The 12,061-nt window shown below is 71.1% G+C and carries 12 protein-coding genes; 7 read left to right on the plus strand and 5 right to left on the minus strand.

Annotation, left to right across the window (positions count from 1 at the left end):
• The first annotated feature begins 13 nt into the window (after positions 1-13).
• From ACFW01_RS29610 to ACFW01_RS29635, 6 genes are all read left to right on the plus strand, one after another.
• On the plus strand, positions 14-472 hold the full coding sequence (locus ACFW01_RS29610; protein WP_384508657.1) for a hypothetical protein: 459 nt from the start codon (positions 14-16) through the stop codon (positions 470-472).
• Positions 469-1,653, plus strand: coding sequence for a hypothetical protein (locus ACFW01_RS29615; RefSeq protein ID WP_384508660.1), 1,185 nt, complete (start codon positions 469-471; stop codon positions 1,651-1,653). The genes ACFW01_RS29610 and ACFW01_RS29615 overlap by 4 nt, the downstream gene beginning before the upstream one ends.
• A 19-nt stretch (positions 1,654-1,672) precedes the next feature.
• Positions 1,673-2,974, plus strand: coding sequence for an MFS transporter (locus ACFW01_RS29620; protein ID WP_384508663.1), 1,302 nt, complete (start codon positions 1,673-1,675; stop codon positions 2,972-2,974).
• A complete protein-coding gene (locus tag ACFW01_RS29625) occupies positions 2,971-3,192 on the plus strand; it encodes a hypothetical protein (RefSeq protein ID WP_384508763.1) in 222 nt (73 codons plus the stop codon). Before ACFW01_RS29620 ends, ACFW01_RS29625 begins: the two co-directional genes overlap by 4 nt.
• Before the next feature lie 187 nt (positions 3,193-3,379).
• Entirely contained in the window at positions 3,380-4,522 is a 1,143-nt protein-coding gene (locus tag ACFW01_RS29630; protein ID WP_384508766.1) for an AAA family ATPase, read from the plus strand.
• Positions 4,519-6,318, plus strand: coding sequence for a hypothetical protein (locus ACFW01_RS29635; RefSeq protein ID WP_384508666.1), 1,800 nt, complete (start codon positions 4,519-4,521; stop codon positions 6,316-6,318). Before ACFW01_RS29630 ends, ACFW01_RS29635 begins: the two co-directional genes overlap by 4 nt.
• Before the next feature lie 244 nt (positions 6,319-6,562).
• Here the strand turns inward: ACFW01_RS29635 and ACFW01_RS29640 are convergent, their stop codons facing one another.
• The 3 genes from ACFW01_RS29640 to ACFW01_RS29650 all read right to left on the minus strand — a co-directional run bounded on the left by ACFW01_RS29640 (position 6,563) and on the right by ACFW01_RS29650 (position 8,479).
• A complete protein-coding gene (locus tag ACFW01_RS29640; RefSeq protein WP_384508669.1) occupies positions 6,563-7,633 on the minus strand; it encodes a questin oxidase family protein in 1,071 nt (356 codons plus the stop codon).
• Positions 7,634-7,847: 214 nt separating this feature from the next.
• Complete coding sequence (locus ACFW01_RS29645) at positions 7,848-8,063, minus strand: heavy-metal-associated domain-containing protein (RefSeq protein WP_384508671.1); 216 nt, start codon at positions 8,061-8,063, stop codon at positions 7,848-7,850.
• Entirely contained in the window at positions 8,060-8,479 is a 420-nt protein-coding gene (locus tag ACFW01_RS29650) for a nuclear transport factor 2 family protein (protein ID WP_304380020.1), read from the minus strand. The genes ACFW01_RS29645 and ACFW01_RS29650 overlap by 4 nt, the downstream gene beginning before the upstream one ends.
• Positions 8,480-8,564: 85 nt before the next feature.
• On the opposite strand from ACFW01_RS29650, the gene ACFW01_RS29655 reads away from it, so the two are divergent.
• Positions 8,565-9,215: a TetR/AcrR family transcriptional regulator gene (locus tag ACFW01_RS29655; RefSeq protein WP_384508674.1), complete on the plus strand. Its 651-nt coding sequence runs from the start codon at positions 8,565-8,567 to the stop codon at positions 9,213-9,215.
• Here the strand turns inward: ACFW01_RS29655 and ACFW01_RS29660 are convergent.
• Positions 9,202-11,706, minus strand: coding sequence for a hypothetical protein (locus tag ACFW01_RS29660; RefSeq protein ID WP_384508677.1), 2,505 nt, complete (start codon positions 11,704-11,706; stop codon positions 9,202-9,204). The two genes, ACFW01_RS29655 and ACFW01_RS29660, sit on opposite strands and share 14 nt — an antisense overlap.
• Positions 11,707-11,712: 6 nt before the next feature.
• Positions 11,713-12,060, minus strand: a complete 348-nt coding sequence (locus ACFW01_RS29665; protein WP_384508680.1) for a helix-turn-helix domain-containing protein — start codon at positions 12,058-12,060, stop codon at positions 11,713-11,715.
• Position 12,061 lies beyond the last annotated feature (1 nt).

Raw genomic sequence — 12,061 nt, forward strand, 5'->3', positions numbered from 1 at the left:
GAAGTACGCCCCCTTGCAGCCCGGCACCCACTTCGCCTTCGGCACCCACCCCCAGCACGGCTTCGTCGCCTCCTCCACCGCCTCGATACCCGCACACCTCGCCCACTGGTTCCTTGAGCGCGAGCAGTTCGAGCCCGTCCCCGACGAGCCGGGGCTCTACCGGCTCAGCGAGCCCGAACGGGACGGAACCCGCCGCACCCGCCAAGCCGTCCACGACCTGCGCAGCCACGGCTACACCGTGCAGGCCGACATCCGCGTGGACCCCATGCAGTCCGCCGCAGCCGCGCGCCCAGTGCGGCCCAACGGCCTCCAGGAGCGCCGCGCCCGTCTCGCCCAGGCTGCCGCCGGCCGGACCACCCAGCGCGCCACCACGCCCACCACCTCGCTCCCCTCAGCCCGGCCGATCCCGCCGAAGCCCGCCTACGCACCGACCGTTCACCTGACCGCCGCTGGAACAGGGCGATCCCGATGACAGCGCCAAGCTCCCTCCCAGATAGCCCCCCGCCCGTGGCGAAGAACGTCGTCGAGAGCGCCCGTACCTTCCGGCTGCGGATGGCGGTCATCGACCACGAGTACGAGGTCGCGCTCGACACCACCCGCGACCGCTTCGGCCGCACCGTCCATGCAGGCGCAGCGGCAGCCGCACGAGCCCACCGCGACGAAGCGGCGGTCGAGGCGTACGCCACCCACCTCGCTCCGCACGCCGAAGACCTCCTGGACGCCGCCCGTCGCGCGCTCGACGAACTGCCGCCCGCGCGGCACCTGGCCGGGTGGCGGGCCGTTCTGGACGGCTTGTCCGCCACCACCGCCGAGATCCGCCGTGTCCTCGACCGGCCGGTCACCGGCCCCTCGGCCGAACGCGCTCGGCGCGCGGCGCTGTGGCCCCACCTGACCGCATGGGCCGACCACGGCTCCATCGCCAGCAACCTCGCCGACCAACACAGCACTCATCATCACCGGCCCTCGCTGACGATGGAGGAACAGCAGGCGTGGACCGAGAAGGCCCAGGCCGCGCAGCAGCGCGGCGAACTGGACCTGATCGAGTCCTGGTACGCCGCCGACGGCCAGCCCATCACCCTCGCCTACCTCGTCGAGGACGACGACTCGACGGTGGTCGCGCTCCACGGCGACCCGGGCGCACCAGGCTGGAAGGTGATCGGGCACCACGCCCACGAGTGGGAGGCGGGCAAGGCCCTGCCCCCCGCGGTCCCGCCCGGCGTGCTGCGCCCGGACATCTCCCGGTTCGCCCGCCCCGTGCCGGTCCCGGAGGTGTCCCTGCAGGAACTCATCCGCGACGTCGTCGAAGGCCACAGTGCCGGTGACGCATCCAACGCGCTCCTGAGCGCCGTCCAGCGCGGCTACCACGCCGGCCCCATGGTCCGCCTCCAGGAACTACTGGAGACCAGCGGCCAGTTCGCCAGCGCGCTGGAGACCGTGCACGGACGCCAGATCGCCGCCCGCCTGTCCGCCCTCGGCCGGCAGATCGAGTTCCTCGCCCGCGAAGTCGAAGACGCCGCCGAGGACCTGGGCGCGACCGTCGCCGTCCTGCCCCCGCACCGCACCCCCGTCCTGCGTATCCGCCCGCGCCCGGCCGTGGACACCACCCCACCCGCACCACCACCGCACGCCAGCACGAGCACCCACCACCGCTGACCACCGAGAAAGCCCCTCGTTGTCCCTGACCGCATCCCCCACCCCGGCACCGCGCCCCACCTACGGCGCGGTGCTGGGCAGCCCGTACGTCACCCGTCTCCTCGCAGGCACCCTCACCGGTCGGCTCCCCAACGGCATGGCACCGGTCGCCATCGTCCTGTGGGCCACCGCAAACGGCCACGGCATCGCCTTCGGCGGACTGCTCAGCGCCCTGTACGGGCTGTCCTCCGCATTGGCCCAGCCGGTCAAGGGACGCCTCATGGACCGCCACGGCCAGACAGCGGTGCACCTGCCGGCCGCCCTGATCAACTCCGCTCTCCTGGTCGCCCTGCCGCTGACCGGCCCGTACGGCGGAGCGGGCCTGGCCTCGGCCATCGTCGTAGCCGGCGGCCTGAGCACGCCTCCCCTGGAGGCCGGCCTATGGGCCCTGTGGCCCAGCGTGCTGCCCGACCCCCGCCTCCGCCACGCTGCCCTCGCCCTGGACACCGGCACGCAGGGTCTGCTCTACATCGTCGGCCCCCTGCTCGTGGCGGCGCTCGCCTCCACGAGCAGCCCCACCACCGCGCTCGCGGTCACCGCCGTACTCGGTATGGCCGGTACCGCCGCGGTGGCTCTCGCGCCACCGTCACGACGCTGGCGTCCGGCCCCGCCTGCTCAGGAACCAGCACCCGAGACACCGCGACTGGCCAGTCCCGCGCTGGTACTGCTCTTCGCTTCTCTGGTCGGCATCGGCTTCGCGATCGGTGCCATGAACGTCTGGGCGGTCTCCATGGCCGAACAACACGGGCAGGAGATGCTCTCCGGGATCCTCCCCGCAGCGTTCTCCACCGGCAGCTTCCTGGGCGGCCTCCTCTACGGCCGCCGGCACTGGAACAGCACCACCACCGGCCGACTGGTCACCGCCGCCGCTGCGTTCGTTGCCGGGTGGCTGCCACTCCTGTTCCTCCCCGGCCCGTACGCGGCCACCGTCGCGGTCGCGGTTCCCGCCGCGTTCCTGACCGTCGTGGTCGCCTGCGCCTACGTCACCACCGACACCCTCGCACCCGCGGCCCGCACCAGCGAGGCGTACGCCTGGCTGATCCTCTCGATCGGCGTCGGGCAGTCCGCCGGCACCGCCCTGTCCGGACGCCTCGCCGAGCAGCCCCTGGCGAGCGCCGTGCTCCCCGCCGCCGGCGCCGCCTTCGCGCTCGCCGTTCTACTCGCCGCACGCCGCCGACTCGTACCGCCACGGCAGCCGACAAGCAGCCCGCGACCCTCCCCGTTCCCGCCAACACCGATAGGAGATCCGCCTTGCCCGACACACCAGCAGAGCCGTTCCTGACGATCCGGCACGCCATCACCGGCGAGATCACCACCACCGGCTACAACGCCGCCGCCCGGCAGATCCTGTTCCAGGACGGCTTCGAAGAGACGCCCGACTGCGCCTGCCGAGCGACGGAACCCGGTACGGAACGGACACACGGGCCTGCTCAGCAGCCAGCACGCTGCCCGTCGCCGACCATCACGTGCACCTGCACCAAGCCCTCGGCCGACCGGTGAACGTTGCCGGCAATCCCTCAGCTGGCCCGGTCGCCGATGTCGCCACAGCCCGTGCTCCGCTCCGGGAGCGGCCAGCCTCTCCAGCGCATCGCCAACCCGCCCGCACCCGTTCAAGGAGGCTCGTTTGACCACACCTGTTGCGCCTACCAGTCCAGCGCGCACCAAGGGCGGCGAACTGCGAGCCAAGGTGGCCCGGCTACTGGCCGACCGGCCGACGGACAGGCTCACCATCGGGGACATGGCCAGGCAGCTGGGCCACTCCCACGGCGCCGTCCGCAACGCCGCCCTCACCCTGGTCCGACGCGGCGAAGCCGATCAAAGTGCCACCGGACAACCGGAGTTCCTCGCGAACGCGAAAACCGCCGCAGCCGCGCAGACCGCTGTGATCAGCCCACCGGGCACCCACGCTCCCCGCGCCCAGGCGGCCACGGCCCGCACGGCCACTCCCGCCGCAGCCACCCCCAGGCAGACCGGCCCGATCCGCCGCGCGGGCGGCCAGCTCTACCACCCCCGGGAACTGGCCGATCTGCCCGACGTCGAGGCGCTGAATCGCCTGCGCGACGCCGACGTGCCGGTGCTGCTCTACGGCCCTCCCGGCACCGGCAAGACGAGTCTGGTCGAGGCGGCGTTCCCGGACCTGCTCACCGTCGCCGGTGATGGCGACACCCAGGTCGGCGACTTGATCGGCGATTGGACGCAGGCCGACGGCGGAGGCTACGTGTTCCAGTACGGTCCGCTGGTCACCGCGATGACCGAGGGCCGCGCCCTGCTGATCGACGATGCCACCCTGATCTCACCGAAGGTGTTGGCGGCGCTGTATCCCGCGATGGACGGGCGCCGGCAGATCCAGGTCAAGGCCCACAAGGGCGAGACCATCAAGGCCGAGCCGGGCTTCTACGTGGTGGCTGGCCACAACCCCGGCGTCCACGGCGCGGTGTTGACGGAGGCCCTCGCAAGCCGGTTCAGCGTGCAGATCCAGATCGGCACAGACTACGACCTCGCCCTGGCGCTGAGGATCGATGCCCGGGTGGTGCGGGTCGCCCGACACCTCGCCCACCAGGTCGAACTCGGCGAGCTGGGCTGGGCCCCCCAACTGCGAGAGCTGCTCAGCTACCAAAAAACCGAGGCCGTCCTCGGCACCAAAGCCGCGCTCGCGAACCTCGTCGGCATCGCTCCTGTGGAGGACCGCGACGCCGTCGCAGACGCCGTCACCAAGGCCGTCGGCGTCAAGAAGATCGCCCCCCTGACTCTCGGCAAGCAGCTCCCCTCCTCAGCCGCCCGGCAGCCGCCGGGCAGCGTCGGCTCCGCACCCCGGGGCCGCTCGCGATGAGCGCCCACCACCACGTCCAGTCGCCCGCCACCACGCCGGACGACGACGCCGACCTCGCACGCTGGGACGACGACGGCGCCCCGCCCGCACAACCCCGCACCTCCCCGGACGCATGGCTGCGCGTGGGAGCCGAACTCGGCGACCGGCTGGTCGCCCTATCCGGCCGCCAGGACCTCCTCGTCACCTGCCGCCCCGGCACGCGCAGCGGCGCTCCGGCCGCGTTCTTCCCCACGCTGGGCGAGGTCGAGTTCGACGCCCGTTTGTTCGCGCCACTGAAGCCCCACGAGATCCATCCGCGGATCGTGGGCGACGAGGAGCGCTATCCCGCCGCCTGGGGCGTGTTCGTCCACGAGGCCGCGCACGCGGCCCACTCCGTCTGGACGCAGCCTGCCGGAGCAGACCCCCGTGTCGTCGAGGCCGCGCTCCTGCTGGAGGAGAGCCGTGTCGAAGGCGCACACCTCATCACGCGGCCCACGGACCGCCGGTATCTGCGCACCAGTGCCCGAACCCTGGTCATGCCCGACATCGCCCACCCCACCCTCCAGGGCATCGAGCAGGCCGCCGGCGCGGCGGCCCTGATCCTCGGCCGCCGAGACGTCGGCATCCTGGACGCCGGTGAGACCCAGGCCCTCGCCGATCTGTGCGAAAAGGTGCTCGGTGCAGACCTGCTGGCCACCCTCACCCGCATCTGGACCGCAGCCCACCAGTGCGCCGACCACGACGCCACGACCATGCTCGTGCACGGCCAGAAATGGTGCGACGCTCTGGACGCCGCTGCCCCCACCCTGCCCGTGCCGGAGAACCTCACCGACCTGCTGTCCGGCGCCGTGGGAGTCGTCATGGACAGCACTGCCGCCACCGACGCCGCCGACCTCGCGGCACAGGCCGCAGCGACCAACGCCATGGCCGCGCAGTCCAAGGCGCAGGCGCAGGACCGCGCCCAGCGGGCCGGCCAGCGACGCAAAGCCGCCGCCACCGCCAAGTCGGTCTTCAACACCCGCGGCACCACCGTCACCCCCGACGGCACACCGGCGCCCCGCAGCAACCCGGTCACCGGCACCCGCAGGCCCACCGCCGCCGAGCAGAGTGCCGCCGCGCGCCTGAGCCGCGCCCTGCGCGCCGCCGCCTACCGCGAGCGAATCGAGGAACGGACCACCAGCCCCACACCGCCCGGCCGCCTCAACATGCGCGCCGCCCTCGCACGCGACGCGCAGCGCGCCGCCGGGGCGACTCCCACGGCAGAGCCGTTCACCCACACCCGCCGCCGGAACTCCCCCACCCCACCGCTGCGTGTGGGTATCGCCGTCGACGTTTCCGGCTCCATGCGTGCCGCCTGCGCACCCGTCGCGTCCGCTGCCTGGATCGTGGCACGCGCAGCGGCCCTGACGGACCCCGACTCCCGTACCGCCACCATCGCCTACGACATGCACCTGACCGCGCTGACGCGACCCACCCACCGAGCACCGGAGCGCGTGACGACCTTCGCTGCCAACGGCGGCCACCACAATCTCGGCGACGCCATCGACGCATTGGACCACGGCCTCGAACTCAGTCGCCCCGGTGCCGGCCGCCTCCTCGTGATCGTCACCGACGCCCACTACGGCCGCGACGAGACCGCTCAAGCCGTCACCCGCGTCAAGCAGCTCACCACCATCGGCTGCGCCGTACTCCAGCTCACCCTCACCTCCGAGTCCCGCCACTTGCCGGGGGCCACCTTGCTGCACCTTCCCCAGCCCTCCACCGCCCCCGCCGCCATCGCCAAGGCGGCCACAGACGCCATCCGCAGAACACGCTGAGAAACGACAAAAGACAGAAAGCAGGAACAACCACGTGGCAGTTATTGGTAATCGCGGCTATCAGAAGATGCGGAATTCCGCCGGACTCGAGCCCACAGCGTGGTCTGCGTTCACCACACCGGGCGGTCCCCCAGACCATGTAGGCAAGTTCCCCTGACGTGAGGACTTGAAATGTCGCTTCCCGACCTTCGATTTGCCGACACTCAACCTGGGCGTCAGCTGGCTCCATCCTTCCAGTGCCACATCAGGGCCGGTCGATGAGCTCGCCAGCCAGGCTGGTCGCGGACAGAAACGCCGGGTCACCAGTGCGGTCGTAGGACTCGACGGCAGTGTCGGTGAACTTCAGAACGTGCTCGTCGCCGTGCTCTGCTGCCTGGCACAGCGCATCCTCGCGGGAGAGCTCGGGCAGACGCGCACGAATCTCCGCTTCTGGTGCCGACTGGGCTGGTGCGTAGGTCGCGATGATCGCCGCTGTGGCAGCCCAGGCCGCTGTCAGGCTCCGCTGCCACAGTTCTGTCGGCAGGACCGGGAGAACATGCAGCACGGCGTTGGGCGCGGTGGAGGCGTGGACGAGGAGGACCGGAGCCCCATGACCGAGCCCGAGGTATGCCCTGGCGGCGCTGTCGACCAGCGTCTCCAGCTGTGCCGGGACTTCTTCGGTGGACGCGGCGGGTTGCAGCAGGCGTAGGCTCGCGGTCCAGCCCGGGCTGTGCTCGAGGCGGTCGAGGCGGTGAGTGATGAAGCCGCTTTGGTTGTCCAGCCGGTTGACGGCTGTCACGGCATGTTGTGCTGTGAGGGAGCCCGTTGGCATGGCCACCCCGGTGAGCTCACGGTATCGGGCTGCCCAGAAGGCCAGTCCGTGCGCCAGCTCGTCGAGCATCGGACGCACTGGCGCGCCAGGAAAGGCGCAGAGGGCCCTCACTGCGTGCCCGACCCGGATCACGCCGTGGGTGGAGCCGGCCACGATGCCCGGTAGCAACCGTGGCCACCACTCAGTAAGTACGTCTTGCCATGTACGTTCGGCAAGCTCTCGCTGGAAATACACCGTCCAGTCCGGCAGCCGTCGTGCCTGACCGAGCGCCGGGCTCCACCCGTCGGGCTGGATGGGGTCGCCGACGTCGGGAAGCTCTGCCAGTCGGTGGACGTAGCGGTCGAGCCATTTCTGAACGCCAATATCCAGCCCGCGCCTGACCATGACCTCTACAGCCATAGGGCCGTGATTGGTCAACCCGTGGTTGCCCTCCTCGTCCCCGCCGAATTCGGGACCGTAACCGTGCAGTCGTCCGTACGCTGCGGCGAGTTCGTCCGAGTTCACGTGGGGTTTCATGGCAGCCCTCTCGGTGGCGGTTGTCGGAGGCGGGCTTGACGCTGCCGCTTGGTGCGCGCGACGCGGTCAGGTCCCTGGGTGCACCATCTATGCGCTTGTCGGGCGGATCGACCGAAGGCCGTGGGGATGCCCGGCGCTCGGACACTTCGGCGTGCGGTTCGACGGTGGGTCACTGCCGCGTGGCTGGGGCCCCGGCTGGGGTCTACGCGCCTTCGGCAGACAGCTCGTAGCCGGCTTCCTCGATCGCCGCGCGTACGTCCGCGGTGTCCAGCGCCTCATCGCTCGTGATCGCAACCGTGCCGCTGTCGACGTCCACGCTGACAGCCGTGACACCAGCGACGCCTTCGAGCTCTTCGCCAACCGACTCCGCGCAGTGGCCGCAGACCATGCCCCTGACGGTGCAGACGCGCTCGGTCACGGTGTCACCGCCTGCTGTCCGCTGTTTGCGTCGGCCCGAAGAGTGCGGGTGGTCATGTGGGCCTTTCTCATACGCCCGTCCGGCGTGAACCGGCCGAAGAAGTAGACCTCGGTAGCGAGGTCCTTGCCGCGCTGCGAGGAGTGCATGGTGTACCGGGCGGCGAGCCGGTCGCCGTCGACGATGGCCTCGTGCACCTCCATGCGCAATGTGGGGCGGTTTTTGCGCACGGGACGGCAATGCGCGATGAGTTTGTCGCGGTCCATCCGGTGCCCGTCGGCGATCTCCACGATGTCCGGGGTGTGATAGCGGTCGATAATCGCTGCTGCGTCCTCGTCCGACTGCAGCAACTCCTCGGTCAAGGAGGTGTAGAAGTCCGCGATGAACTGCCCGGGGTCGGTACTGCCAAGTGGTCGCATGTCGCTCCCGCTGTTGATGTACGGACGCTATCTTTTACGGGCTGTCAAATATACAGCGGCCGACAATTTTGGCAACATGTAAGAGATGAAGTCACCTCCTGCCCGCAACCGCCGCGCGGACGCCCTTCGCAGCCGGGCCGCCATCCTGGATGCCGCGACCCAGGTCCTCAACGTGGATCCCGACGCCGGCCTGGAGGCCATCGCCGGGGCCGCGGGCGTGACCCGGCCGACGGTCTACGCCCACTTCCCCTCCCGGGAGAAGCTCTTGCTGGCCGTGGTCGAGCGGATCACCGACGAGGCCCTCGCCGCCATGGACGCCGTAGACCTCAACGCCGGCACCGCAACGGAAACGCTGCTCCGCATGATCGACGCAGGTGCCCATGTGACCGAGCGCTACCCCGTGCTGCTGCGGATGATCAGCGCCCAGCCCGTCAGCGCGGAGGCCGACCGCGACCGACACATGCCCGTCGCTGACCGGATCAGACAGGTGATCGAACAAGGCCAGCAGGCCGGAGAATTCGATGACCAGCTCCCCGTTGACTGGCTCGTCGCCTCGACCATCTCGCTCGGGCACACGGCGAGCACGGAGCAGGACGCCGGCCGACTGCCGACGACAGTGGCCAGGGATGTCCTGCACGCCAGCCTGCTCCGCCTGCTCGGCGCCGCCGAACCAGCCGATGCACCCGCTAGCAGGCCAGCCCCACCCGCTGCGACTGCTGAGGTCAGCGGCGGGTGAGGTCGGCGGCGTAGTCGGGTCCGAAGCCGGAGGCTTCGGTGTTCCAGTTGTCGGCGGTCTTTTGGCAGTAGCCGAGCAGGCGGCTGAAGACGTATGCGGGCAACTCGGAGGCGACGTCCATCAGGGAGGCGTTGCGGGCTTGGCGCGGCTGGACGCCGATGGCTTTCAGGCGGCGGCTGAGGCTGCTGGGATCCATCGGACGGCCGGGGTAGATGCCGTGGAAGAGCCAGGTGGGCTCGCGGCTGGGCGGGGTTGTCGACCGGCCGCGGCGGCGGTTCACCAGCTCCCGCAGCAGATGATCCAGTGGTGCGGGGACGAGCACGGGTTCGCGGCCCAGGTGCAGCCGGACGTGCTCGCCGGTGTCGAGGACATGGTCGGTGGTGAGCCGGGTGATGCGGCTGGGTGGCTGTGCGAACAGCAGCACCAGCAGCCCGGCGGCGCGGTCCGGGGCGGCGAGCTGGTGGTCGGTGACCAGTCGGCGGACCAGCGCCCAGCGGTGATCTTGGGCGATGACGTTGAAGCTGAGCTCGCTCCCGTGGGCGGGCGCGGTCAGCGGCCTGCTGTGCCCGCTGCGGGAAGTCCACAGCAGGAAGGCGCGTACCCAGTGACGCTGGGTGCTGCCCTGGCTGAGCCAGGTGTCGATGTGATCCTGGGTGGCCTCGGCCAGGGGAATCCCGCCGCCGTGGAGCCATTCCAGCAGTCGTACCGTGTTGCGGATCTCCATGCGGACGCTGTCACCCTGCCCGACGGTGGTGTGCCGTCCGGGTCGAACGCGGCGCAGTCGGCGCAGTGGCTGCCAGGCGGTGTAGTGGGTCAGCAGGCGTCGCTCGGTGGGGTTAGGGAGGCGGGCAATGGTGCGGGTTACCCAGCGCTCCAGGCGGGCGAGTTGTTCGTCGCGCTCGGGCAGCGCTTCGCCGGCGACCAGCAGGGCGCGCAGGTGGTCGACGATCTGAGTCGGGGCCAGCAGGTCGAGGCTTTCGTGGGTGATCGGGCCGGTGCCGGCGGCCAGTGCCTGTAGGAGCGCGCGGTGGGTCGGCCGGCGGTTGCTCCAACGCAGGCTCGCATGTGACGGCAGGCGCAGCAGCGCGGTGTAGACCCCTTCGAGCTCGGGGCGCAGCTGTCCGTCCGGGCCGGCCAGAGCGCGGTGCAGGCTGCGCGGGGCGGCGCAGGCGGCGCACAGGCCGTGGTGGTAGAGCCGCTCGAGGCTGCCGCAGGCGGCGCACGGCTGCCGGGCGGCAGGGTGTTTGGCCCAGCAGGTCTGGCACAGCGCCCGGCCGTCGGCGGTGCGGGCGCTGACCCGGTAGACCTTGCCGCAGCCGTCGCACGGCTTGGGCTTCTTGCCGCAGTTGCCGCACAGCGGTTCACCGGTCGCCGTGCGGTTGTTGACCCTCCGCCAGTTGCCGCAGCCGACGCAGATCGCTTCCTTGCGCTGCTTCGCGCAGCACGACAGGCAGCGCGGCGCCTCACTAGTCACGAACCGGCACGGACCCAGCTCCCCGCAGGTGGCGCACCGTGCCCGGGGGATGTCATGGCAGGTGGAGCACAGAGCGCGGCCATCACCGGTGCGCGCCTTGACCACCCGCAGCTGGCCACAGCCGTCGCAGCAGCGGCGGTTGAACGGATCGGCCTGCCGGCAGCCGACGCAGACGGGCTTGCCGTCGAAGGTCCGTCCGCCCACCGGCAGCAGCCGCTCGCAGTCCGCGCAGACCTCCCGATGACGCGCCAGCCAGCAGCGTCCGCAGCATCGCTGACCCTGGTGCAGCAGCCGCAGCTCCGCTGCACGGTCGCACAGCGGGCACCGGGGTACCTGCACCCCGGTGGCGCCGCGGTCGATCAGTGCCCGTGCCAACGCTCCAGTTTTTGGCGGGCCCTTCGCGCCACCGCCGGACAGCAAGTCCGGGTGGTCCTCGAACGCCCACAGCAACCGCAGCTGGCCACCCCGGTTGCGGGCGACCGCGCGGATCGCCGCAACCGCCGTCTCGATGGGCAGGCCGGTCGGCCCGGCCAGGCGGCCGGCCAGTTCGACGGCCGGGGCGATGTCGCCGCCGGGCGGGTGCGCACGACACCGCGGAGTGCCGTCACGATCCCGGCCCGCATAGTCGATACTGCCGCAGATCCCGCACGGATTTGCCTGAGCCTGCCGTCGGTTGGCGCACGAGCGGCAGATCCGGCGACCGTCACCCAAGGCTGTCAACGGCCGCTGACGCCCGCACTTCCCGCACCGCGGCAGCACCAGCCCCGTCGCCCCTTTGGCCTGCAGGGCGCGGATCAGCCGCTCCACCGTGCGCGGGCCTTCCGGGCGGCCGGAGGTCAGCAGCTCCGCATCCGTGTGCAGCACCTCTGCGAGCGTGCGGCGCTGGCTGCGGTAGCAAAAGACCTCCTCCAGCAGCGCCGTGATGTCGATCGTCGCGCAGCTCGAGTCGACGGACCGGACGATCTCGCCGATGACCGTCTCGGGTTCGATGGCGAATCGCGGCAGGCTCTCATCCACTGGCGGCTACTCCGGCACGATCCGCGCCCGGCGCGGGCGGAAGCTGCCCACCCCGGCCTCCCCGGGGCCCGGCGGATCATTCGGATCGGCTCCGGCGGCGCGGCGGCGCCTGGCACCGGCCGCCGCCACCGGCTCGATCAGTTCGTCCATGGTGCAGCCGAGGATGTCCAGCAGCGCCATCAGGGTGCGCAGACTCAGCCGCTCCGGCCGCTCGGCCACCAGCCGGTAGATCTGGCTGGGAGAGAGGTCGATTCCTCGCTCGGCCAGCAACGGGCCTAGATCGGTAGTGGAGAACATGCTGCGGGTGGCCATCACCTCCCGCAGATGCCATCGGTAATCCAGCTTCGCAGCCACG

The sequence above is a fragment of the Streptomyces sp. NPDC058985 genome (assembly GCF_042740985.1).
Taxonomy (GTDB): Bacteria; Actinomycetota; Actinomycetes; order Streptomycetales; family Streptomycetaceae; genus Streptomyces.